General features: G+C 67.4%; 19 protein-coding genes and 4 tRNA genes. 10 read left to right on the top strand and 13 right to left on the bottom strand.

Features of this window, described 5'->3' with window-relative positions:
* Window positions 1-7 precede the first annotated feature (7 nt).
* Window positions 8-601 (bottom strand): crossover junction endodeoxyribonuclease RuvC, encoded by a 594-nt coding sequence (gene ruvC, locus MNR00_RS08385; protein ID WP_241928684.1) that lies wholly within the window; start codon window positions 599-601, stop codon window positions 8-10.
* 63 nt (window positions 602-664) lie between these two features.
* Window positions 665-1,432 carry a YebC/PmpR family DNA-binding transcriptional regulator gene (locus MNR00_RS08380; protein WP_241928683.1) on the bottom strand — a complete coding sequence of 256 codons (768 nt, stop codon included), beginning with the start codon at window positions 1,430-1,432 and terminating at the stop codon, window positions 665-667.
* 144 nt (window positions 1,433-1,576) lie between these two features.
* On the opposite strand from MNR00_RS08380, the gene MNR00_RS08375 reads away from it, so the two are divergent.
* Window positions 1,577-2,947 (top strand): aminotransferase class V-fold PLP-dependent enzyme, encoded by a 1,371-nt coding sequence (locus MNR00_RS08375; RefSeq protein ID WP_241928682.1) that lies wholly within the window; start codon window positions 1,577-1,579, stop codon window positions 2,945-2,947.
* 1 nt (window position 2,948) lies between these two features.
* Here MNR00_RS08375 and pdxT read toward each other — a convergent pair whose 3' ends face one another.
* From pdxT to pdxS, 3 genes are all read right to left on the bottom strand, one after another.
* Window positions 2,949-3,512, bottom strand: coding sequence for a pyridoxal 5'-phosphate synthase glutaminase subunit PdxT (gene pdxT / locus MNR00_RS08370; RefSeq protein ID WP_241928797.1), 564 nt, complete (start codon window positions 3,510-3,512; stop codon window positions 2,949-2,951).
* Window positions 3,513-3,589: 77 nt separating this feature from the next.
* Complete coding sequence (locus MNR00_RS08365) at window positions 3,590-4,462, bottom strand: AraC family transcriptional regulator (protein WP_241928681.1); 873 nt, start codon at window positions 4,460-4,462, stop codon at window positions 3,590-3,592.
* A 110-nt stretch (window positions 4,463-4,572) separates the two neighbouring features.
* Window positions 4,573-5,472: a pyridoxal 5'-phosphate synthase lyase subunit PdxS gene (gene pdxS, locus MNR00_RS08360; protein WP_241928680.1), complete on the bottom strand. Its 900-nt coding sequence runs from the start codon at window positions 5,470-5,472 to the stop codon at window positions 4,573-4,575.
* A 76-nt stretch (window positions 5,473-5,548) separates the two neighbouring features.
* Here pdxS and MNR00_RS08355 point away from each other — a divergent pair, with 76 nt between their 5' ends.
* Both MNR00_RS08355 and pdxY read left to right on the top strand, forming a co-directional pair.
* A complete protein-coding gene (locus MNR00_RS08355; protein WP_241928796.1) occupies window positions 5,549-6,844 on the top strand; it encodes an aminotransferase class I/II-fold pyridoxal phosphate-dependent enzyme in 1,296 nt (431 codons plus the stop codon).
* 74 nt (window positions 6,845-6,918) lie between these two features.
* Window positions 6,919-7,770: a pyridoxal kinase PdxY gene (gene pdxY / locus MNR00_RS08350; protein WP_241928679.1), complete on the top strand. Its 852-nt coding sequence runs from the start codon at window positions 6,919-6,921 to the stop codon at window positions 7,768-7,770.
* Between the two features lie 37 nt (window positions 7,771-7,807).
* Here pdxY and MNR00_RS08345 read toward each other — a convergent pair whose 3' ends face one another.
* The 4 genes from MNR00_RS08345 to MNR00_RS08330 form a co-directional block, all read right to left on the bottom strand.
* Window positions 7,808-8,317 carry a hypothetical protein gene (locus MNR00_RS08345; RefSeq protein WP_241928678.1) on the bottom strand — a complete coding sequence of 170 codons (510 nt, stop codon included), beginning with the start codon at window positions 8,315-8,317 and terminating at the stop codon, window positions 7,808-7,810.
* A 123-nt stretch (window positions 8,318-8,440) separates the two neighbouring features.
* Complete coding sequence (locus tag MNR00_RS08340) at window positions 8,441-8,980, bottom strand: HIT domain-containing protein (RefSeq protein ID WP_241928677.1); 540 nt, start codon at window positions 8,978-8,980, stop codon at window positions 8,441-8,443.
* On the bottom strand, window positions 8,977-10,914 hold the full coding sequence (gene thrS / locus MNR00_RS08335) for a threonine--tRNA ligase (RefSeq protein ID WP_241928795.1): 1,938 nt from the start codon (window positions 10,912-10,914) through the stop codon (window positions 8,977-8,979). Before thrS ends, MNR00_RS08340 begins: the two co-directional genes overlap by 4 nt.
* A 272-nt stretch (window positions 10,915-11,186) precedes the next feature.
* Window positions 11,187-12,581 (bottom strand): MFS transporter, encoded by a 1,395-nt coding sequence (locus tag MNR00_RS08330; RefSeq protein ID WP_241928676.1) that lies wholly within the window; start codon window positions 12,579-12,581, stop codon window positions 11,187-11,189.
* Between the two features lie 70 nt (window positions 12,582-12,651).
* Between MNR00_RS08330 and MNR00_RS08325 the strand changes: the two genes are divergently transcribed.
* On the top strand, window positions 12,652-13,293 hold the full coding sequence (locus MNR00_RS08325; protein ID WP_241928675.1) for a TetR/AcrR family transcriptional regulator: 642 nt from the start codon (window positions 12,652-12,654) through the stop codon (window positions 13,291-13,293).
* 77 nt (window positions 13,294-13,370) lie between these two features.
* Here the strand turns inward: MNR00_RS08325 and MNR00_RS08320 are convergent.
* The 3 genes from MNR00_RS08320 to MNR00_RS08310 all read right to left on the bottom strand — a co-directional run bounded on the left by MNR00_RS08320 (window position 13,371) and on the right by MNR00_RS08310 (window position 13,665).
* Window positions 13,371-13,442, bottom strand: a tRNA-Val gene (locus tag MNR00_RS08320).
* 26 nt (window positions 13,443-13,468) lie between these two features.
* Window positions 13,469-13,539: transfer RNA gene (locus tag MNR00_RS08315), tRNA-Cys, on the bottom strand.
* A gap of 54 nt (window positions 13,540-13,593) precedes the next feature.
* Window positions 13,594-13,665: transfer RNA gene (locus MNR00_RS08310), tRNA-Gly, on the bottom strand.
* Window positions 13,666-13,862: 197 nt separating this feature from the next.
* Here MNR00_RS08310 and MNR00_RS08305 point away from each other — a divergent pair.
* Window positions 13,863-13,935, top strand: a tRNA-Val gene (locus tag MNR00_RS08305).
* 154 nt (window positions 13,936-14,089) lie between these two features.
* The gene (locus MNR00_RS08300; RefSeq protein WP_241928674.1) at window positions 14,090-15,238 is read left to right on the top strand and encodes a DUF1611 domain-containing protein; all 1,149 of its coding nucleotides are present in this window, start codon (window positions 14,090-14,092) and stop codon (window positions 15,236-15,238) included.
* A gap of 521 nt (window positions 15,239-15,759) precedes the next feature.
* On the opposite strand, the gene MNR00_RS08295 is transcribed toward MNR00_RS08300, so the two are convergent.
* The gene (locus MNR00_RS08295; protein WP_241928673.1) at window positions 15,760-16,146 is read right to left on the bottom strand and encodes an SPW repeat protein; all 387 of its coding nucleotides are present in this window, start codon (window positions 16,144-16,146) and stop codon (window positions 15,760-15,762) included.
* 169 nt (window positions 16,147-16,315) lie between these two features.
* Between MNR00_RS08295 and MNR00_RS08290 the strand changes: the two genes are divergently transcribed.
* The 4 genes from MNR00_RS08290 (at window position 16,316) to MNR00_RS08275 (ending at window position 22,827) form a co-directional block, all read left to right on the top strand.
* Entirely contained in the window at window positions 16,316-16,945 is a 630-nt protein-coding gene (locus MNR00_RS08290; protein ID WP_241928672.1) for a YceI family protein, read from the top strand.
* A gap of 162 nt (window positions 16,946-17,107) precedes the next feature.
* Window positions 17,108-18,130, top strand: a complete 1,023-nt coding sequence (locus MNR00_RS08285; protein WP_241928671.1) for a LacI family DNA-binding transcriptional regulator — start codon at window positions 17,108-17,110, stop codon at window positions 18,128-18,130.
* Window positions 18,131-18,313: 183 nt separating this feature from the next.
* Window positions 18,314-19,954 carry a DUF4091 domain-containing protein gene (locus MNR00_RS08280; RefSeq protein ID WP_241928670.1) on the top strand — a complete coding sequence of 547 codons (1,641 nt, stop codon included), beginning with the start codon at window positions 18,314-18,316 and terminating at the stop codon, window positions 19,952-19,954.
* Entirely contained in the window at window positions 19,951-22,827 is a 2,877-nt protein-coding gene (locus MNR00_RS08275; protein WP_241928669.1) for a glycoside hydrolase family 2 TIM barrel-domain containing protein, read from the top strand. Before MNR00_RS08280 ends, MNR00_RS08275 begins: the two co-directional genes overlap by 4 nt.
* The last annotated feature ends 5 nt before the right edge of the window (window positions 22,828-22,832 follow it).

The raw sequence follows: 22,832 nt of genomic DNA, 5'->3' as shown, positions 1-22,832 counted from the left end.
CTTCACCTTAGCTGGATGGTCGCACATACGTTCGAGACACGCGCGTGGAGCGCTCTGCGTCAGCCCACGCGCGCTGGGCAGGTGTCAGTCCGCCACCGCCGGAACCGGCCGTGGGCCCGCCACGGCGCCAGGCGTGGCAGAGCGCGATGGCGAGGGCATCCGCTGCGTCAGCGGGCTGCGGTGGGGCATCCAGTCGCAGGATGCGCGCGATCATCGCCTGCACCTGGCGCTTGTCGGCCGAGCCGTACCCGGTGACTGCGGCTTTGACCTCGCTGGGCGTGTGTGTGGCGGCGGGCAGGCCCGCTTCGGCCGCGACGAGGAGCGCGACACCGGATGCCTGGGCCGTGCCCATCACCGTCTGCATGTTCTGCTGGGCGAAGACCCGCTCCACCGCCACCGCTGCGGGGGCGTGCTCTTCGATGACAGCGCGGATGCCGGCGGCGATGCCGGCCAGGCGCTCGGCGATGTCAGCATCCACCGGAGTGCGCACGACGCCGACGTGCACCAGCGTCGCGCGACGCGACCGGTCGACGTCGACGATGCCGATGCCGCAGCGGGTGAGTCCTGGATCGATGCCCAGAACGCGCAGAGAGGAGCTCACTCCCCCAGGCTACGATCGGTCACCGACGCGGCGGCACAGGCGCGCCCGCGCCGCCGGATCGGCTCAGTCGTCGTCGCCGTCGTTCTCCATCTCGGCCTGCACCTCAGCGGTGAGGTCGAAGTTGCTGAAGACGTTCTGCACGTCGTCGCTGTCCTCGAGCGCGTCGATCAGGCGGAACACCTTGCGCGCGGTGGCGGCGTCGATCTCGACCTTGAGGTTCGGCACGAACTCGACGTCTGCCGATTCATAGTCGATCTCGGCGGCCTGCAGTGCAGTGCGGACCGTGACCAGGTCGGTCGCCTCGGTGATGACGGCGTAGCCGTCGCCATGGGGCTCGATCTCCTCCGCGCCGGCCTCGAGGGCTGCCATCATGAGGTCGTCTTCAGTGGTGCCCTCGCCGCCCACGACGATGACGCCCTTGCGGCTGAAGTTGTACGCGACCGAACCGGGGTCTGCCAGAGTGCCGCCATTGCGGCTCAGCGCGGTGCGCACCTCGGCTGCCGCACGGTTCTTGTTGTCGGTCAGACACTCGATCATCAGTGCGACGCCGTTGGGTCCGTAGCCTTCGTACATGATCGAGGAGTACTCGACGGACTCGCCGCCGATGCCCGCTCCGCGCTTCACTGCGCGGTCGATGTTGTCCTTGGGGACCGACATCTTCTTGGCCTTGAACACCGCATCGAACAGCGTCGGGTTACCGGCCATGTCGGCGCCGCCCAGCTTTGCCGCGACCTCGATGTTCTTGATGAGCTTCGCCCACGACTTGGCACGGCGCGAGTCGATGACCGCCTTCTTGTGCTTGGTCGTGGCCCACTTGGAATGCCCGGACATATATCTCCGCTCGTTTATCCGCCCGGAGTCGCCTCCAGGGCGTCGTCCATTCTAGCAACGAGCGGTCCGCTTGCCGAGAGCGGCGGCGACCGCACGCGGTGCATGCTCTTGCCGGCGCATCGGGCCGGTGCTTGACTGGCGAACATGGATGATCGGGAGCGGGCTCTCGACGCCGCGCACGACCTCGCGACGCGATTCCTGCACACCCTCGACGACAGGCCGGTCTGGCCGCGCGCGGACATCGATGAGATGCTCACCGCGTTCGGCGGCCCGCTGCTCGAGAACGGTGCGGATCCGGCATCGGTCGTGGAGCAGATGGCGACACTGGCCGATCCAGGACTCGTCGCCATCCCGGGCGGCCGCTTCTTCGGGTTCGTGATCGGCGGGACCCACCCGGCGGCTCTCGCCGCGGACTGGCTCGTGTCGGCGTGGGATCAGAACTCCGGCTCGTCCCTGCTCACGCCTGCCACGGTCGCGATGGAGCGAGTGGCAGGACAGTGGATGCTGGATCTATTGGATCTTCCGCGTTCATCCAGCGTCGGCTTCGTCACCGGTGGACAGCTGGCGAACTTCACCTGCCTCGCCGCCGCTCGCAACGCGGTCTATGCCAGGAGCGGATGGGACCTGGCTGCACGGGGTCTGCGCGATGCCCCGCCGCTGCGGCTCGTCGTCGGCGCTGACCGGCATGGCTCGGTCGACAGGGCGGCGCGGTTCCTCGGCATCGGACGCGACGAGATGCTGGTGGTCGATGCCGATGACCAGGGACGGATGCGCCCTGACGCGTTGCAGAGGGCGCTCGCCGGCGGAGAGGGCCCACTGATCGTGTGCCTGCAGGCCGGCGAGGTGCACACCGGCGCGTTCGACGAGTTCGACGTGCTGATCCCTCTCGCCCAGGAGCATGGCGCGTGGGTACACGTAGACGGAGCTTTCGGGTTGTGGGCTGCGGCGTCGCCTGCGCTGCGACCGTTGACCATGGGGATGGCGGATGCCGATTCGTGGGCGACCGATGCGCACAAGACGCTGAACGTGCCGTACGACTGCGGCATGGCGATCGTGCGGGACCCTGCCGACTCGATCGCGATGTTCCGCACCGGCGGTGACTACCTCATCTACTCGAGTCTTGATCCGTGGGATGCCGCGCCCGAACTGTCGCGCCGGGCGAGGGGCGTGCCCGCATGGGCCGCGCTGCGCGCTCTCGGCCGCTCCGGCGTCGCCACGCTGATCGATCGCCTGCACGCGAATGCGCGCCTGTTCGCCGATGGACTGGAATCGATCGAGGAAGTGGAAGTGCTCAACGACGTCGACTACACCCAGGTGATGTTCCGCTTCGGCTCAGACGAGCAGACCAGGCAACTGGGTGAAGCGATTCTCGCAGAGGGCACGGCCGCGATGACCGGTGCCGAATGGCGCGGCCAGGCGGCGCTGCGCTGCTCGATGTCGTCCTGGGCGACGACCGAAGACGACATCGCCAGATCGGTCGAGGCGGTGCGCACCCTGGTGGATGGTCTGCGCTAGATCAGCGGGACGGGATGCGCTGCCCTATCAGTGCCGATTGCTCCGCCACGCGCTTGAGGAACCGCCGATGGAAGCGCGTCTCGCCGTCGAGTTCGGGGTGGAAGCTGATGCCGAGCAGGTTGCCCTGCTCGACCGCCACGACACGGCCGTCAGCGAGGGCGGCCAGCTCGGTGGCATCCGATCCCACGGTCTCGACGACCGGACCGCGGATGAACGTCGCCCGCACCGGCTCGGGGCCGAGCGCGGGCACGTCGAGTGACGCCTCGAACGACTCGACCTGGCGGCCGAAGGCGTTGCGCCGCACGACGACGTCGATGCCGCCGAACGTCTGCTGGCCGTCGATGGCGTCGGTGATGGTGTCGGCGAGCATGATCAGCCCCGCACAGGTGCCGAGCATCGGCATCCCCTCGGCGATCGCGTCGCGGATCGGCTCGCGCAGTCCGAAGATGCGCGTGAGCTTGTCGATCACGCTCGACTCCCCGCCCGGGATGACGAGTCCTCCGACGGTGGCGAACTCCTCGGGGCGGCGCACGCGCACGACCTCCGCCCCGAGCCTCTCCAGCATCGAGACGTGCTCGCGCACGTCGCCCTGCAGGGCGAGCACGCCGACGCGCTTGCCCTGCAGTGGTGTCAGAAGGTCGGTCAAGGCAGACTCCGTTCGACGGGCATCCACAGTTCGCAGACTGCGGTGCTGAAGTCCTCGGCACGATCGAGGATCGCGACGATGGACGGCCCGTGGCGCAGTCGCCACGGGTTCGACGGGAACCAATCGGCTGCCGTCGCGGCCCACGCCGACTGCAGGGCCGCCGGGTACGGGCCCGAGATCCGGAACACCACCCAGGTGCCGGCCCCGACGTCGATGACGTCGAGGTCATCTGGGGTCGAGGTCTCTGCCGACACCGCGACCCCATGCAGGTAGGTGAGCTCGCTGCCTTCCGCATACTCGTCATCGACGTCGGCCGTCACCTGCAGGAGGCCGGCCGGTTCGATGCTGCTCAGCATCTTCAGCCGACCGTGTTCGGCGGGCGGCAGCGAGGCGATGTGCTCCTGGATGTGCGGGTTGACGCCCTCGTGGATCAGCGGCACGCGCGCGGCGTGACCGATCAGACGGAACGCGGGTTGTTCGTGGATTCGTGCATCCATCGGGATGCTCCCTTCGACGGTCAGGCGGAACCTGAGCTGTGGTTGGCTGCGAAGGGGGCCGCCGTCACGACGGACATCGCCGTGCGCGACACCGTGCACGGCACGGAAGGCTCGCCCGAACGCCTCGGTCGAGCCGTAGCCGTACCGCACGGCGATGGTGCGGAGATCCTCGTCGCCGATGACATCCGCCGCGGCGACAGTCATCCGGCGGCGGCGGACATACTCCGACACCGACATGCCTGCGAGCGACGAGAACATCCGCCGCACGTGATACCCGGTGGCCCCAGAGCCACGTGCGACTTCGTCGACGTCCGGGGCGTCACCGAGGTGCGCCTCGATCTCGTCGACGAGATGGTTCAGAGTCTCGATCATCGCTGCTCCCTTCGACATCCACTCTCGTCGGAGCACCGCCCCTGGCACCCGATCATTCGCGTTCGATTCGATCGGATGCCAGCGACGGGCGCAATGCCTGGTGCTGCGCGCTACCAGCCGCGCTCGGCGAGCCGGTGCGGGGCGGGCAGGTCGCTGACGTTGATGCCGACCATCGCCTCGCCGAGTCCGCGCGACACCTCCGCGATGACCTTCGGGTCGTCGTAGGCAGCGGTGGCCTGCACGATCGCCTTGGCACGCGCTACGGGGTCGCCGGACTTGAAGATCCCGGAGCCGACGAACACGCCGTCTGCGCCGAGCTGCATCATCATCGCCGCATCCGCCGGCGTCGCGACGCCGCCTGCGACGAACAGCACGACGGGGAGCTTGCCGGTCTCAGCGATCTCGGCGACCAGCTCGTACGGTGCCTGCAGCTCCTTGGCTGCGACGTACAGCTGGTCCTTCGACAGCGCGCCAAGCGCTGCGATCTCGCCGCGGATCTTGCGGATGTGCTTCATCGCCTCGGAGACGTCACCGGTGCCGGCCTCGCCCTTGGAGCGGATCATCGCCGCACCCTCGTTGATGCGGCGGAGCGCCTCGCCGAGGTTGGTCGCACCGCAGACGAACGGCACGGTGTAGTCCCACTTGTCGATGTGGTTGACGTAGTCGGCGGGTGAGAGCACCTCGGACTCGTCGATGTAGTCGACGCCGAGCTCCTGCAGCACCTGTGCCTCGACGAAGTGCCCGATGCGGGCCTTCGCCATGACGGGGATCGAGACCGAGGCGATGATGCTGTCGATCATGTCGGGGTCGCTCATGCGCGAGACGCCGCCCTGAGCGCGGATGTCGGCGGGTACGCGCTCGAGCGCCATGACGGCGACAGCGCCGGCATCCTCGGCGATCTTCGCCTGCTCCGCTGTGACGACGTCCATGATGACGCCGCCCTTGAGCATCTCGGCGAGTCCGCGCTTGACGCGCTGCGATCCGGTGGTCGGGTTCTGGTCGGATGCCATGGGTGACTCCTCTTGTGACAAAGAATTGTTTGGCCTATGTCAAAAGATAGCACCATAGAATCGAGGTGTGAACGACATGATCACCGGGACCACCGCCGCCGAGATCGCCGGCAGCGTGCGCGGGCTGCGCGAGCGCGGAATGCTGCGCCCCGGTGACGCCCTGCCGCCGGTGCGAGAGCTCGCTGGCCTCCTCGGCGTGAACCGCAACACGGCGGTCGCCGCCTATCGTCAACTCGCCCAGGCGGGTCTCGTCGTGTCCAGAGGACGAGCCGGCACGCTCATCGCCGGAGCCGAGAGCGTCGCTCAGGAAGGTGTGGCCGACACCGTGCTGCACGATGTCGCCTCCGGCAACCCGGACCCCGCGCTGATCCCCGACCCGACGGCGGCCCTGAGCCGCATCGTCGGGCGCCCGGTGCTCTACGGCGAGCCCGTCATCGACGCGGGTCTCGAGGAGTGGACGCGGGAGTGGATGCTGGCAGACCTCCCCCGGGATGACCTGCAGATCTGCGTGACCAGCGGCGCCGTCGATGCCGTGGAGCGCCTGCTCGCGCAGGCACTCATGCGCGACGACGCCGTGGCACTCGAGGACCCCTGCTTCCTTGCCAGCATCCACACTGTCCGTCTCGGCGGCTATCGCGCGGTGCCGGTGCCGGTGGACGACGAGGGAATGACCGTCGAGGGCCTGAGCGCCGCCCTTGATGCCGGCGTGCGCGCCATCATCAGCACACCGCGCGCGCAGAACCCGACCGGGGTCAGCCTCTCCCCCGCACGCGCCGCCGCTCTGCGGGAAGTGCTCGCCGAGCATCCGTACGTCCTGATCATCGAAGACGACCACTTCTCGCTGCTGTCCCCGCACCCGTACGCGTCCCTGATCAGCCCGGAGCACCGGCGCTACGCGCTGGTGCGCTCGGTGTCGAAGTTTCTCGGGCCCGACATGTGCCTGGCCCTGGCCGCCACAGACCCGACCACGGCCGAGCGCCTGTCGATGCGCCTCAGCCCTGGCACGACCTGGGTGAGTCACCTCCTGCAGCGGCTCGCGCATGCGCAGCTGACGGATGCCGACGTGCGCGCCCAGATCTCCCGCGCCGCGGCGTACTACGCGGAGCGCAATGCGACATTCGCCGCGGCGCTCGCCGCCCGCGGCATCCCTACCGCGTCGTCCGACGGGCTGAGTCTGTGGGTGCAGCTGGCGGTGCCGGCACGGATCGCCGCCGAGCGGCTGATGCGTCGGGGCTGGCTCGCGCGTACCGGTGACGAGTTCCGACTCGATGAGACCACGCCGGCCTCGCATCATCTGCGCCTCACCGTGCACGACCTGTCGGATGCTGATGCCGAGCGCCTCATCGACGACCTCGCGGCGGCGCAGCGGTGACAGACGGCGCCCTCGCGTAACGAGCGGTGCCGTCGCGTGACGAGCGGTGCCGTGGCGGGTGCGAAGATAACAGGATGAAGATCCTCTCGATCCAGTCCGCCGTCGCCTACGGACACGTCGGCAACTCCGCCGCCGTCTTCCCGCTGCAGCGCATCGGCGTCGATGTGCTTCCGGTGTACACGGTGAACTTCTCGAACCACACCGGTTACGGTGCGTGGCGTGGTCCGATGATCGATCCGGCCGATGTGCGCGAGGTCGTCACCGGCATCGAGGACCGCGGCGTCTTCGGTCAGATCGATGCTGTGCTCAGCGGCTACCAGGGCGGTGAGGGAATCGGCGACGTCATCATCGATGCCGTCGCACGCGTCAAGGCAGCGAACCCTGACGCGGTGTACGCGTGTGACCCCGTGATGGGCAACGCCAAGTCGGGCTGTTTCGTCGCACCGGCGATTCCCGATCTGCTGCGCGACAAGGTCGTGCCGGTGGCCGACATCATCACGCCGAACCAGTTCGAGCTCGGATACCTGACCGGCACCTCGCCCGACACCCTCGAGTCGACCCTCGCCTCGGTGGATGCGGCGATGGCCATGGGCCCGTCCACCGTGCTGGTGACCTCGGTGGAGCGTCCCGACCGCGAGCAGGGCACGATCGAGATGCTCGCAGCCGATGCGAAGGGCGCGTGGCTGGTCACGACCCCGCACCTGCCGATGAAGGCGAACGGGTCGGGTGACGTGACCGCGGCGCTGTTCACCGCGCACTACGTCGCCACCTCAGACGCGAAGCTCGCCCTCGAGCGCACCGTGTCCAGCGTGTTCGATCTGCTGCAGGCGACGCTGGATTCCGGCGATCGCGAGCTGCGCCTGATCGAGGTGCAGGAGTCGTACGCCAACCCGCGGATGCAGTTCACCGCGCGCCAGGTGCGCTGAGGCCCATCACGGGGCATCTCATTTCAGGCTCCCGTGATCACTGCTCCGGGAAGGCCTCCGCGAATGCCACGTTGTAGGCCGCCTTGTCGCTGGGGCACAGGAATCCTGCGCCGAAAACCGACATGGATGCGAGGTTGCGCACGTAAAGCGCCTTCTTCTCATCGCTCGCGTCGGCAGGGATCAGCTGCTGCACGAGGGGTGAGTTCGTGACCACAGTCATCAGGAACGCGCCGTCGATCACGTGCTGATTGAGGATCGCGCTCTCGCAGGCGTCCGCCGCGAGGGCAAGCACGATGGACTCGTCCTGTGGAGTCCAGGTGGCGCCCTGCGACTCCGACCAGGCGCGCTGCTCGGTCACGAGCTGCTTCTGGGCATCCGTCACGGCCACGAGCGGTGTCCCGTCCCGCGGCAACTGCTGGGCGTCGAGAAACGCCTCGCGTTCCGCGAGCGCCTCTGACATGGCATCCGATTCCGCCTCGGTGTCCGCCGGCGAAGGCTGCGTCGGCGACCCCGGCGACGTCGTCTCGACCGCCGAGGGTTCGGCCACCGGATCAGTGGGCGCGCAGCCTGTGAGGGCCACCATGCCGACTATCGCAACGCCGGCGAGGAACAGGCCTGGCGTACGCGTCTGCAGAATGTGGATGATCTTCCCCCGGACGTCGATGCGGTCTCAGGCGCCTGCTGGCCAGGCCCCGGCCACGGCCTCGCGCACCTCGCCGAGCAGCTGCGGCAGAGCCTTGGTCTTGGCGATGATCGGGAAGAAGTTGGCATCCGACGTCCACCTCGGCACGACGTGCTGATGCAGGTGGGCATCCACTCCCGCGCCGCCGACAGCGCCCTGATTCATGCCCAGGTTGAACCCGTCGCAGTTCGAGACCCCGCGCAGCACCCGCATGCCGATCTGGGTGAGCTCACCGATCTCGGCGACCTCCTCGGCCGTCGCCTGGTCGTACGTCGCGATATGGCGGTAGGGGCACACGAGCAGGTGGCCGGAGTTGTACGGGAACAGGTTCAACAGCACGTACGCCGTCTTGCCGCGCGCGACGATCAGCCGCTCGACATCATCGTGCTTCGGCGCCTCGCAGAACGGGCACTCCTCGCGCAGCGGTTCGGGTCCAGCCTGGATGTACGCCATCCGGTGCGGGGTCCACAGCCGCTGGAACTCGTCGGGGACGCCGGCCAGCCGGCCGGCGTCCTCGACGTCAGTCACGCGAGATCCTCTGCCGTCATCACCCGCGCGTGGCTCGCGACGGCGGTGCGGATGCGCTCGATCGCGGTCGCGATCGGCACGCCGTTCTCCTGCGAGCCGTCGCGGAACCGGAACGACACGGTGCCGGCGTCGCGGTCCTGCGCACCGGCGATCAGGATCAGCGGCACCTTGGCGGTGGTGTGGTTGCGGATCTTCTTCTGCATCCGGTCGTCGGAGTGGTCGACCTCAGCCCGGATGCCCGCTGCACGCAGCTGCGAGATGACCTCATCCAGGTACGGGCCGAAATCATCGGCGACCGGCACCCCGACCACCTGCGCGGGCGCAAGCCACAGCGGGAAGTCGCCGGCGTAGTGCTCGAGTAGGATCGCGAAGAAGCGCTCCACGGAGCCGAGCAGCGCGCGGTGGATCATCACCGGACGGTGCTTGGCGCCGTCGGGGCCGGTGTACTCGAGTTCGAAGCGCTCCGGCTGGTTGAAGTCCAGCTGGATCGTCGACATCTGCCAGGTGCGACCGATCGCATCGCGTGCCTGCACCGAGATCTTCGGGCCGTAGAAGGCCGCTCCGCCCGGGTCGTCGACGAGGTCGAGACCCGACTCGACAGCGACCTCACGCAGCGTGTCGATCGCAGTGGTCCACTGCTCTGGCTCGCCGAGGAACTTCGGGTTGCCGATCTCGTTGGTCGACAGTTCGAGGTAGAAGTCGTTGAGCCCGTAGTCGCGCAGCAGCTCGAGCACCAGGTTGAGGTTGGTGGTGAGCTCTTCGCGCACCTGATCCTGGGTGACGTAGATGTGCGCGTCGTCCTGCGTCAGCCCCCGCACGCGGGTCAGGCCAGAGAGCGTGCCGCTCTTCTCGTACCGGTACACGGTGCCGAATTCTGCCAGGCGCAGGGGCAGCTCGCGGTAGCTGCGACCGCGAGAGCGGAAGATCAGGTTGTGGAACGGGCAGTTCATCGGCTTGAGGTAGTAGTCCTGGCCCTGACGGGTGACGTTGCCCTCGTCGTCGACGACCTCGTCGAGGTGCATCGGCGGGAACATGCCATCTGCGTAGGTCTGCAGGTGCCCTGAAGTCTGGAACAGATCCTTCTTGGTGATGTGCGGCGAGTTGACGACGTCGTAGCCGTTGCGCAGCAGGTGACGGCGCAGGTTCTCCTCGATCTCGTAGCGGATGATGCCGCCCTTGGGATGGAACACCGCCAGACCAGAGCCGATCTCATCGGGGAACGAGAAGAGGTCCATCTCGACGCCGAGCTTGCGGTGGTCGCGGCGCTCGGCCTCGGCCAGCCGCTCCTGGTAGGCGCGCAGCTCGTCCTTGGTGGGCCAGGCCGTGCCGTAGATGCGCTGCAGCTGCGGGTTCTTCTCGCTGCCGCGCCAGTAGGCCGCGGCGACGCGGGTGAGATCCCAGCCGTTGCCGATCATCCGGGTGGTCGGCACGTGGGGGCCACGGCAGAGGTCCTTCCACGCGACTTCGCCATCCTTGGTGACATTGTCGTAGATGGTCAGCTCGCCGGCGCCGATCTCGGCGGAGGCTCCTTCGGCAGCATCCGCACCAGAGCCGGGGCCGCCCGCGAGCTCGATCAGCTCGAGCTTGAACGGCTCGTGCGCGAGTTCTGTTCGTGCCTCTTCCTCGGTGACGACGCGACGGGTGAAGCGCTGCCCATCGCGGATGATGCGTTGCATCTCCTTCGAGATGGACTTGAGGTCCTCGGGCGTGAAGGGCTCGTCGACACCGAAGTCGTAGTAGAAGCCGTCGGTGATGGGCGGTCCGATGCCGAGGTTGGACTGCGGCCGGATGCGCTGCACTGCCTGCGCGAGCACGTGCGCTGTCGAGTGACGCAGGATGCTGAGCCCGAGAGGGCTGTCGATCGTGACCGGCTCGACGATGTCACTTTCGGTGACGGTGGCCGCGAGATCCTTGAGGTCGCCGTTCACCTGCATGGCGATGACGGATCGGTCGGTGAACAGGGCGAAGCCGTCGCGCTTGTCGGCGCTGGGCTGGGCGTTGTCTGACACGGGGGTTTCTCCTGATAGACGATGGAATGAGTCGGCTCAGCTGCGGGCGCATGGCGCCCTGCCCGCTCAGGCGCTCGTAGTTCGCGTGACGACGCCGGTGACAGAGGTCACGGGAAGGGTCGACACGGATTCCATGGGTTGAGTCTACGCGCCTCCCCCGTGGCATCCGGAAACACTGCCGGATGCCCCCGTTGCGCTCAGCGCGCTCCGGTCCGCAGGCACAGCGACAGCACCGCGCCGACGATGCTCGCGAGCGCAGCGACGAGGAACAGCACGACGAACCCGGTGACGCCGGCAGCGGCGGCCAGGATCAGCATCGCCACAGGCGCACCGAACGACGAGCCGATCGTGCGCAGTACGCCGTTCACGCCCAGCAGCCCGCCGAGTTCGTGCGGCTCAGACCCTCGCGCGATTAGATCCGCCACCACCGTCATGCCGATCCCGGCGCCCAGCCCCATCACGGCGTAGAAGACGATGTTCGCGATGAGGTCGTGCGGCCATGCGGCGATGCCGAGCGCTCCCACCGCGATGAGCACCATGGCCAGCGCGGAGACCCATGCCGACCGCATCCACCGCATGAGAACCGACGCGAACCGTCCGCCCACGAACGCGACGAGTGTTCCAGGCAGCATCACCCAGCCGGTCGCCTGGGTTCCCATGCCGGCGCCGACCGGCTCTGGCGTCTGCAGCAGAATCGGCATGCCGACGTAGAAGAGGTAGGGCACGAACCCGAGCAGCACGCCCAGCGCGTTGCCGATCGCTATCGTCGGGCGGCCCAGCACCGGCAGGTCGAGCAGTGGCGCCGAGACGCGTCGCTCGACGGCGATCAGCGCCACGGCGGCCAGCAGCGCGATGACGGCTGCTGCCACGATGCCGGGCGACGTGATCCCCCAACTCGACGCCTGGGACACGACCAGCAGCACACCGACGAGCAGCACGGCAAGCAGCGTGATTCCGGCGTAGTCGACACGCGCCTGCCCGGTTGCGCGACGCGCCGGCACCGCGGCGGCGACGAGCACCATCGACAGGACTCCGAAGACCGCGCCGACCCAGAACAGCCACTGCCAGGGAGCGATTCCCGCGATGATCCCGCCGATCACGAGCGCGATGCCGGCGCCGAGGCCGACGGTTCCGCTGAGCCATCCGGTCGCCGAGCGCCGTTCGTCACCGGAGAGGTACGTGCTGACGATCGCGAGTGCGAGTGGGAATGATGCCGTGGATGCCCCCTGCAGCACACGACCGATCAGCACGAGCGTCAGGTTCGGTGCGATGCCCGCGATGATGCTGCCGACGACGAACACGCCCATCGAGACGAGCAGCATGCGACGGTGACCGAACCTGTCTCCGAACGAACCGAGTACGGGGGCGGCCACCGCACCGCTGAGCAGGTAGGCAGTGAGGATCCAGCTCACTCCCATCCCGTCCGTGTGCAGGGCATCCTTCAGTGCCGGCAGGACTGGCAGCAGCATCGTCTGCATCATCGAATAGGTGAGGACTGCGACCGCCAGAGCGAGCACGAACCAGGGTCGCGGGGCCTTCGGCTCGGTATGGCGCGGGGCTGATGCCGCCACGCGCAGCGTGTCAGTCGACATGAATCTCCAATCGGAACGGAACGTTCCGTTCTATCTGGAGAGCATAGCCGCACTCTGCTACCTTGGCGAAATGCCCGCCGATCCCCCTGCCGCCCCCGGGCGCGCCCGAGAGGCTCGCGCGAACGACACAGCTCTGTTCCGCGCCGCCCGCGAAGTGTTCGCCGAGCGCGGCTACGACGCCCCGATGTCACTGATCGCGGAGCGCGCTGGAATCGGCGTCGGCGGCATCTACCGCCGCTACGCCAGCAAGGACGATCTGATCCGCGAGCTGCGTCGCAGCTCACTGGAGGACATAGTGCAGACGGCAGGTGCCAGCGCCGCAGACGGAGGCGACGATGGCACCGTCGCGCACTTCCTGCGCAGCCACCTCGAGCAGTCCACAGGACATCTGCCGACGCTGCTCAACCGCAGCACGCCGATGACACCCGAGATCGAGCGACTCTCCGACGAGCTGCACGAGGCACTCAAGGCTCTGGTCGAGCTCGATGCCGCCCGCGGCGTGATCCCCTACGAGTTCGGCCCCGGCGACATCATGGCCGCGATCGTCCACCTGCGCCCGTCTGCCTCGGACGACCCGGATGAGGACCGCGCCCTGAATCTGCGACACCTGGAGTACTACCTGCGCGGCCTGCGAGCCTCGCTCGCCGAGCCCGTCCGTGTCGGGGCGTCGATGACCTGGGACGACTGGATGCGTCACAACTCGATGCGGTGAGCGCGCTCCGGTGCTGCGCGCACAGCGCGCGGTCGGCTTAAACACAAAAAACCCCGGCTGAACCGGGGTTTTGTCTGTGCGCGATACTGGGATCGAACCAGTGACCTCTTCCGTGTCAGGGAAGCGCGCTACCGCTGCGCCAATCGCGCCTAGAAGGCTATTCAGTTGTGCAGAGAGGTGGCGACGGGATTCGAACCCGTGTAAACGGCTTTGCAGGCCGGTGCCTAGCCTCTCGGCCACGCCACCATGAGGTGGATTCGAACCCACATGCAGAAACCCCCGAAGGGGCTCCTGCACTCGAGCGGATGACGAGATTCGAACTCGCGACCCTCACCTTGGCAAGGTGATGCGCTACCACTGCGCTACATCCGCATTTCGTTCCCGGTGTCCCGGGCACTTGAAATACATTATCCCAGGATCGGCCCATCACCAAACCGCGTGACGCAGCCGGGCGTGTCACGTCGGACCCTCGAGATGCGCCACGCCCGGTCGCCCACCGCGTGCCGGAACCACTCCAGCGATCGGGTATGCTTTCTACCTGTGCCACAGTGCACACGACAACTACACATGGGCGATTGGCGCAGTTGGTAGCGCGCTTCCTTCACACGGAAGAGGTCATCGGTTCGAGTCCGGTATCGCCCACACTTCACGGCCGATCCGGCCTTTCTCCCTCCCGCACCTGATAGCGTCAGCGTTGTCGGCATCTCGCCGATCATCAGGGAAGACTTCTCGTCGACCGACAGCTTCACGGCCCTCCGCTTCTTGTCGCCTCCTCTGTGCGACAACTGAGGAAAAAATGAACACCGTCATCCCGACGACTATCGGCCTTCCCGGAGACGAACAACGACCTGGCACCGGACTTTCGCTTCCGGCGGGGGTCACCGCCGTCGTCTACTGCGAAGGCCAGTTCGGCAAACAGGACGGCAAAACCGCCAACGGCCTCGTCCGTCACTCCGAGAAGTACAACGTCCTGAGTGTCCTGGACAGCGCGCTCGCCGGCGCCGACGCCGGAATGATCCTGGATGACACCGCGAACGGCATCCCGATCCTCGCGACCCTCGCCGAGGCGATCACGCACGCCGGGCACACGCCGGACTACCTCATCTGTGGCGTCGCCCCCAGCGATGGAAGACTCTCCGCCGCTCAGCGGGAGGTTCTCCTTGACGGCGTCGCGCGGGGCATGCACATCATCAACGGTCTACATGAGTTCCTCGGCGACGACGTCGAATTCGTCGCGGCAAGTCTGCTCAGCGGGGTGACCATCACCGACATCCGTCGTCCGCGTCGCATCGAGGAGCTCCATCAGTTCTCCGGCCGCATCTTCGACGTCTCCTGCCCGCGCATCGCTGTCCTCGGCACTGACGGCGCGATCGGCAAACGCACGACAGCAACGCTGCTCACCGCATCGCTCAACGATCGCGGCATCCGGACTGTCCTGGTGGGCACCGGGCAGACGGCCATCATCCAAGGTGGGAAGTACGGCGTCGCGCTGGATGCCCTGGTGCCGCAGTACTGCTCCGGTGAGGTCGAGAATCAAGTTGTCGCCGCTTTCGACGGTGAGAACCCGGATCTGATCATCGTGGAGGGCCAGGGCGCGCTCAGCCATCCCGCTTACCTGACCTCGGCATACATCCTGCGTGGCAGCAGGCCGACCGGCGTGATCGTGCAGCACGCCCCGCACCGACTGGCCCTCGGCGACTTCCCACTGATCCCCATGCCCACCCTCGCCAGCGAGATCGCCCTGATCGAGGCCTTCTCCGACGCGAAGGTGATCGGAGTCGCCGTCAACCACGAGGGCATGACCGGAGACGAGATCATCGGGGCCATCGACGACATCGAGCTGGAATTCGGCCTTCCTGCCACCGATCCGCTCACGCGCCCCCTCGACGAACTCGTGGACATGGTGCTGCTCGCGTTTCCGCAGTTCGCGGCCGCACGTCGCTAGACCTCAGGCCACAGCATGCGGTGACACCCGCCGTTCACCACGACAGACGAGAATCGCTGTCTGGTCGTTCATCCTCACGCCGCACTCAAGTGATCTGACTTCCCTACCGTCACTGATCGCAGCAATCCCCCGCGATTCAGGAGATCAGACATGCAGAACGCCCCAGACTCGTCGCTCCCCCGCCGACGTCCACGAACGTCCGGCTTGGCCCTGCGAGGCGGGATCACCACAGCGGTGACGGTCTCCACGCTGCTGCTGCGTCTTCGGCTGAAGGCGGCGAAAGCCATGCCGTCCGCAACTCGGAGGTCGCCGTGTCGGGTGTGGAGTCCTTCGAGGTGCAGGGGAACTGGCTCTGGGTCCGCGGGGTCGAGCAAGGTGTCGTCGTCTCGGTCGACTTCGCCGCGAAGAACGGGAAGAGCGGCTCGTAGGCGACGGCTGCTGATCGCTCACATCTGGCAGGTGGGCGGGACCGCCGGTGGCCCCGCCCACCACTCGCTTGTGCGCGACGTGCGCGGCGGCCGTCAGACGCGCATCTCGCGGGTTCGCACCTGAGCTGGCTGCGGCTGCGAGAAGATCACGACCACGATCACCGCCGCGCCCACCACGACATGCGGCAGCCACACGTTCATCGCCTCGTCGGCAAAGCCGAAGATCCAGGGCGACAGCGCCAGGAAGAGACTTGCCACGACATCGAACACGAGATGGACCGGCATCGGGATGAACCCGAACGGGCCCCACTCGTACTTCGTGAAGAGGCTGTAGACGATCAAGCCGACGCCGAGAACGATCGGGATGATGACGGCCGCTCCCCCGACCGACGCGAATCCGAACAGCCACGGCGCGATGATGAGTGCGACCCCGACGATGTAGTCGAGGATGCCGTGGACCTTTGTGGGGATGAAACGCATGATTCCTCCTTGGATCTCACCGCTGTGCGGTTCACAAGAGGTTCGTCGACGTCGCCCGAACGGATTGGCTGTGCGCCGCACAATCCGATGGCCCCGTATTCCCCAGGTCGAACCGGTACTATCTACCAGTTGTCTCGCCGACCGTTGCGAGAGCGAACAGGAGTTACGCGTGATCGACCACGACAAAGTGAACGGCGACTGGGAGTTCGACCCGGCACACACCCGGATCGGCTTCTCTGCAAAGCACGCGATGGTCACGACCGTCCGCGGCGCGTTCAATGACGTCACCGGCCACCTGCATGTCGACACCGAGCACCCGGAGAACTCCTGGGCGAAGGTCACGATGGACGTCACCAGCGTCGACACTCGCAGCAAGCAGCGTGACGACCACCTGCGCAGCGCCGACTTCTTCGAGGCCGACACGTGGCCACAGATCACCTTCGTCAGCACGCACATCGAAGAGGTCGATGACCGCGCCTTCAGCGTCACTGGCGATCTGACGATCCGCGACGTCACACGCCAGGTCATGATCCCGCTCGCGCTCACAGGCATCGAGGTGGGCGCGTACGGTGAACTCCGCGCCGGTTTCGAAGGCAGTCGCCGCCTCAACCGCCGCGACTACGGCCTGGAGTGGAACACTCCCCTGGATTCCGGCGGAGTGCTCGTCTCCGAGAAGATCACCCTCGAGTTCGAGATCTCGGCCGTCAAGGTGGTTCCGACCGATGAGGCCGACGACGCAGCGGACTCGGAGGAGACCCCCGAATCCAGCGATTCAGAAGACGCCGGAGACGACAACTGATCTCAGCGGGTTCTGCCCACTTATCCTCTCCACGCCAAACGTCGCGATCGGACTGCATGAGTCCGGTGGCGACGTTGTGCATGACCCGGTGTCAGCCTAACTGCGGGCCGCTAGGCTGACCCCGAACGGCTCCCCGCACAGGGGCCGGATAGGCCAAACACGATGACTGACCACAGCGGCACGCGGCTCAAGCGCCCCACGATCTACGATGTGGCACAGCGCGCGGGCGTCTCCCATCAGACAGTGGCGCGCATCGTGCGCGGCGATGAGGGTTTCCGCCCTGAGACGCGCGAGCGCGTGGCCGCTGCGATCGCCGAGCTCGGCTACGTGCCGAACGTCACCGCCAGGACTCTGGCCACTCAGCGATCGCATCGCATCGCGGCGCTGACCTATGAGATGGATCAGGTCGGTCCGATCGAAGTCATCCGTGCCGCGTCGCAGGCTGCGCGCGAAGCGGGATACCTGCTCGACATCATCACTCTCGAGCCGGATCGCGACGAGTCGATCGACGAGGCACTCGCACTGATCAACCAGCAGGATCTCGCCGGCGTCATCGCACTGATCCCCACCGAGAGCATCGCGGACGCGCTCACCGGAGCCACCTTCCGCGTACCGGTGCTCATGGAACGCAGCGACTCGGTGCAGAACCCTGAGCAGGGACTGGACCTCGGCGCCGCCGGCGTGCTGGTCGCGACGCAGCACCTCTTATCGCTGGGCCACAAAAGACTGTTCCACGTCGGGGGGCCGGAGAAATGGCTCGCCAGCCACGGTCGCAGCAGAGCGTTCACAGCCGCACTGCAGGCCGAGCAGCTGCAGCCGGTCGGAGCCCGCTTCGGCGGATGGTCTGCCCGCGCGGGATACGAGATCGGACTCACCCTGCCCGTCGACGAGGTGACAGCTGTCGTGGCCGCGAACGATCAGATCGCTCTCGGCGTCATCCACGCTCTGCACGAACGCGGCATCGGCGTGCCGGAACAGATCAGCGTGACCGGAGTCGATGACATCGCGGAGGCGGCGTACTTCTACCCGCCCCTGACGACGACGAAGATCGATGTCGCGAGCGTCGGGCGACGTGCCGTCGAGCAGCTGCTCCGCAAGATCGAGCCAGCGCGTTCAGGGCCCATCACCGAGCCTGCGGCGCCACTGCTCCACGTGCGCAAGTCGACGACGCCTCCGCGCGGCTGACGGCGGTCCTGGGCGGCAGAACCGCGCACTGATCCTGGCTTGTCGCACAAGGTGCATTACCGGTAACTTGAGCGTAGCTTCCTCGTCGTCATGTATCTCGTGCTGCAACGACAGTTCGTCGAGGGCATCACCTCATCCAGCGTGAAAGGCTGAAAGATCATCCGCGATTCAACATGGCGGGTCGTGCTGTGCGACTCGCTCGAGAAAGTGCAGCCGACCGCCGAGCCCCGTCCTTTCGACACGGACCTGCCCCTGATCGGATTCCGAGGCGAGACCGCGTCATTCCAGGTGGCCGTGCGGTGGCAGCCCATCGGGGCCGTGTCCGGCACCGAGCGTCTGCGGATCGAGGTGGACTCCCCCACCGGTGTGAGCGCGCAGGCGACCTCGGTCGAGCTGGTGCCGGTCGAGTATCCCGCCCCTCCTGGAGCGGATGCCGGGTATCTGCACACCACACCGGGCCTGTACCCCGACCTGCTGCTGCCGATCGAGTCCGACGGCGTGACCGCCGTAGCCGCCCAGTGGCGCGCACTGTGGGTCGATCTGGTGGTTGACCCCGAGGCTGCCGCGCTGGCCGACTCCGCGGCCGTCCGGGTGTACGCCGGTGAGCAGATCATCGCCGAGCTGTCCGTGCCCGTGATGATCGTCGATCAGTCGCTCCCCGAGCTCGAGATCCCGAACACACAATGGTTCCACTGTGACGGATTGGCGAACCATTACGGCCTCGAGGTGTTCGGCGACGAGCACTGGGCCGTTGTCGACCGCTTCCTCGCCTCCGCGCGCGGCATCCAGGCCAACACGATCCTCACGCCGGTGTGGACGCCGCCGCTCGACACCGCCATCGGCGGGCATCGCACGCCGACCCAGCTGCTCGGCATCCGCGACGTCGGCACCGACGAATACGAGTTCGACTTCTCCGCCCTGCGCCGCTGGATGGACCTGTGCCGCAGCCACGGCTTCGACCGCTTGGAGATCGCCCATCTGTTCACCCAGTGGGGCGCGAATGCCACGCCGGCCATCCACGTGCAGACCGACGACGACCTCGAACTGCGCTTCGGCTGGCACGTCCCATCGACAGACCCGCGCTACCGCGCCTTCCTCGAGCAGCTGCTTCCGCAGCTGCGGCAGGTGCTCGACAGCGAGTGGGGATTGGATCACGTGTACTTCCACATCTCCGACGAACCCACGCGCGACAATCTCGAGGGCTACCGCGCCGCCCGTGCAGTCGTCAGCGACCTGCTCGAGGGATGCACGATCATCGACGCGATCAGCGACTTCGAGCTCTACGAGAGCGGCGTGGTGCCCACCCCTGTGGTGGCGACCGATCACGCCCAGCCGTTCCTGCAGGCGGGCGTGCAGCCGTGGCTGTATTACTGCGTCGCGCAGGACACCGACGTGTCCAACCGCTTCATCGCACTTCCCTCCGCCCGCAACCGCGTGATCGGCGCCCAGTTGTTTCTGACACGGGCATCCGGCTTCCTGCACTGGGGCTTCAACTTCTACAACTCGGCGAAATCGCGCAAGGCGATCGACCCGTTCCGCGACACGTGCGCCGACCGCGCGTTCCCCGGCGGCGACCCCTTCCTGGTCTACCCGGGCCCGCACGGAGAGCCGCTCTCCTCGATCCGGTACAGGGTGTTCGCCGAGGCGATGACCGACCTTCGGGCGCTGCAGGCCGTCCGCGACCGCCTCGGCGCCGCTCGCGCAGAACGGATCGCCGACCCCGATGGAACGCTCGCACTCGACGTATTCCCCGCCGATCCGGGCCATTACCGCCGCGTGATCCACGACCTCGCCCTCGCCCTCCAGGAGACTCCCTCGTCATGACCATGCCCCGCTTCATCACAACCGCGCAGACGGGGAGGATCCAGCCGTACGACGGCATCGAGTCGCCCCGCTCCTGGCTGCGCTCGGACGCGCCGAGCATCAGCCTCGACGGCACCTGGGCCTTCGCGTACCACCCGGCCGGCGTGCCCGACACCGATGCCACCTGGCTGACGAACCCCGGTGGCGACGAGATCGAGGTGCCGGGTCACTGGCAGCTGCAGGGCCACGGCTCGCCGGCCTACATGAATCACGTGTACCCGTTCCCGCTGGATGCCCCGCACGTGCCGGACGGCCCTGTCGGCGACTACTGGCGAACTTTCGATCTTCCAGACGGCTGGGCGGGCGCTTCGGTGCTGCTGCGCTTCGAGGGCGTCGATTCCTGGTTCACGGTCGCCGTGAACGGCCAGCAGATCGGCTACTCCAGCGGAAGCAGGTTGCCGAGTGAATTCGAGATCGGCGCGCTGCTCCACGAGGGTTCCAACACGCTGCAGGTGCGCGTGTGGCAGTGGTCCGCGGCGAGCTACCTCGAGGATCAGGACCAGTGGTGGCTCTCCGGCATCTTCCGCGGCGTGAGTCTGCAGCTGCGGCCGGTCCGGGGCATCCGCGACGTCGAGATCCACGCCGGCTACGCAGACGGCGTCGGGAGCTTCTCATGCGCCGTCGACGGTGACGCCGACACGCGCATCCGCATCCCCGAACTGGGAATCGACGTCGCCGCAGGTGAGGCCGTCACGACCGCGGTCGAACCGTGGACCGCGGAGTCTCCCCGACTGTACGACGTCGAGATCGTCGCGCCCCAGGAGACCGTGCGGCTGCGCACCGGCTTCCGCACCATCGCCATCGCGCAGGGCATCCTCACTGTCAACGGCGCAGCCATCATGCTGCGCGGTGTGAACCGTCATGAGTTCCACCCCGATCGTGGGCGGACGCTCACCGACGACGACATGCTCACCGACGTGCTGCTGATGAAGCAGCACAACATCAACGCCGTCCGCACGAGCCACTACCCCCCGCATCCGCGCTTTCTCGAGCTCTGCGACGAGTACGGCCTGTATGTCATGGATGAGGCCGACTACGAGACGCACGGCTTCATCGAAGCCGACTGGGTCGGCAACCCCAGCGACGATGACTTCTATCGGGACGCGTGCCTCGATCGCATCGAGCGCATGATCGAGCGCGACAAGAACTCTCCCAGCGTGATCATGTGGTCGCTCGGCAACGAGGCCGGCAAGGGCCGGAACCTCGTCGCGATGTACGAGTGGTCCAAGGATCGCGACCCCGCACGCCCGGTGCACTATGAGGGAGATCCGGCAGCATCCGACGTCTTCAGCAAGATGTACTCGGAGTACGAGGAGTTCGCCGCGTACGCACGCGGCGACGTGGCACCAGCGATGTGGGGCTTCCCCGCCGAGCACGTCGTCGACAAGCCACTCATCCTGTGCGAGTACGGGCACGCGATGGGCAACGGTCCTGGGAGCATCGGCGAGTACATCGAGATCTTCCGGACGCACCCCCGCAGCCAGGGCGGATTCATCTGGGAGTGGATCGACCACGGCATCCGCCGCGTCGACGGCACCTACGCATGCGGCGGCGACTTCGGCGAGCCGGTGCACGATGGACGCTTCTGCCTCGACGGCCTGCTCTTTCCCGATCGGATGCCCTCGCCGGGCCTTCTGGAGTACGCTGCCCAGATCCAGCCGGTCCGGATCGTCGCAGAGACGGGCGGCGTCAGAATCACGAGCGAGTACGACCACATCGATACCGCGCACCTGCGCTTCTGCTGGATCGTCGAGGGCGCGCACGGCGAAGTCGGCCGCGGAGATCTCGCCGTGCCCACCCTGGCACCAGGCGAATCGACGCTCGTCTCGCTGGCAGCGGCTGACGATGCCGCGCGCAGCGCGCCGGACGGCGAGTCGGCAGTGCGGGTGGAGGCCTCGCTGACCGCTGCCGCGACGTGGGCGGATGCCGAGCACGTGGTCGCCAGGGCCGACCTGCCGCTGCGCGCGCGCCGGGCACCGGCCACAGCAACGACCACGGGCGCTCGCCCCGTGACCACATCCGAGCTCGTCCGATTCGGTCCCGCGACCTTCAGCGCCAGCACCGGAATGCCGCTCTCGATCGGCGACCTGCGCGTCGACGCCCTGCGATGGTCGGTCTGGCGCGCGCCGATCGACAACGACAGCGTGCAGCCCACATCGCCTGGGAGCGGCTGGCGGACATACGGATACGATCGGATGCTGCACTGGCCGCGCCAGGTCGAGATCGGCGACGACGCGATCGAGGTGAGCGCCAGGCTCGCCCCGGTCGGCCAGGGCTTCGGCTTCGAGGTCCGCTACCGCTGGTCGGCTGAGGACGGGCTCGTCCGGCTCGACGCCACGGCGTCACCGGTCGGCGTGTGGCCTGATCTGCCGCTGCCGCGACTCGGACTCGACCTCGCGATCCCCGGTGTCCTCGAGCGCGCCGACTGGTTCGGCCTCGGACCTGGCGAGTCGTACCCGGACAGCCGGGCGGCCGTATGGCTCGCCCGTCATACGGCGAGCCTCGACGAGCTGCAGGCGCCGTACGTCGTGCCGCAGGAGAACGGTCACCGCTCCGACGTGCGCACCGTGGACCTCACGTGGGCGGACGGCACGGCGATGCGCATCACCGGAGTCGGCACGTTCGGCTTCACGGCGCGCGCCTGGTCGAACGCCGAGCTGGATGCGGCCGGCCACATCCACGAACTCGTGCCTGGCGAGACCGCGTTCTTGGGCATCGATGCCGCCCAGCACGCCGTGGGAAGCGGATCGTGCGGGCCGGTGTCGGCGCCGGCCTTCCACCTGCGTCCCCGCTCCGCACGACTGCAGCTCACGTTCGAGGTGCCGACCCGCTGAATCGC

This window comes from Microbacterium sp. H1-D42 (assembly GCF_022637555.1).
Taxonomy (GTDB): Bacteria; Actinomycetota; Actinomycetes; order Actinomycetales; family Microbacteriaceae; genus Microbacterium.
This window is presented reverse-complemented; position numbering and strand designations above follow the sequence as displayed.

Excerpts from the sequence above, each read along its gene's own strand:
- pdxS (WP_241928680.1), bottom strand. The coding sequence starts at position 5,472 with ATGGCATCCGACCAGAACCCGACCACCGGATCGCAGCGCGTCAAGCGC.
- MNR00_RS08330 (WP_241928676.1), bottom strand. The coding sequence starts at position 12,581 with ATGTCGACTGACACGCTGCGCGTGGCGGCATCAGCCCCGCGCCATACC.
- MNR00_RS08285 (WP_241928671.1), top strand. The coding sequence starts at position 17,108 with ATGACTGACCACAGCGGCACGCGGCTCAAGCGCCCCACGATCTACGAT.
- MNR00_RS08355 (WP_241928796.1), top strand. The coding sequence starts at position 5,549 with ATGATCACCGGGACCACCGCCGCCGAGATCGCCGGCAGCGTGCGCGGG.
- MNR00_RS08380 (WP_241928683.1), bottom strand. The coding sequence starts at position 1,432 with ATGTCCGGGCATTCCAAGTGGGCCACGACCAAGCACAAGAAGGCGGTC.
- MNR00_RS08275 (WP_241928669.1), top strand. The coding sequence starts at position 19,951 with ATGACCATGCCCCGCTTCATCACAACCGCGCAGACGGGGAGGATCCAG.
- thrS (WP_241928795.1), bottom strand. The coding sequence starts at position 10,914 with ATGCAGGTGAACGGCGACCTCAAGGATCTCGCGGCCACCGTCACCGAA.
- MNR00_RS08295 (WP_241928673.1), bottom strand. The coding sequence starts at position 16,146 with ATGCGTTTCATCCCCACAAAGGTCCACGGCATCCTCGACTACATCGTC.
- pdxT (WP_241928797.1), bottom strand. The coding sequence starts at position 3,512 with ATGCTGGAGAGGCTCGGGGCGGAGGTCGTGCGCGTGCGCCGCCCCGAG.
- pdxY (WP_241928679.1), top strand. The coding sequence starts at position 6,919 with ATGAAGATCCTCTCGATCCAGTCCGCCGTCGCCTACGGACACGTCGGC.
- MNR00_RS08375 (WP_241928682.1), top strand. The coding sequence starts at position 1,577 with ATGGATGATCGGGAGCGGGCTCTCGACGCCGCGCACGACCTCGCGACG.
- MNR00_RS08300 (WP_241928674.1), top strand. The coding sequence starts at position 14,090 with ATGAACACCGTCATCCCGACGACTATCGGCCTTCCCGGAGACGAACAA.
- MNR00_RS08325 (WP_241928675.1), top strand. The coding sequence starts at position 12,652 with ATGCCCGCCGATCCCCCTGCCGCCCCCGGGCGCGCCCGAGAGGCTCGC.
- MNR00_RS08365 (WP_241928681.1), bottom strand. The coding sequence starts at position 4,462 with ATGATCGAGACTCTGAACCATCTCGTCGACGAGATCGAGGCGCACCTC.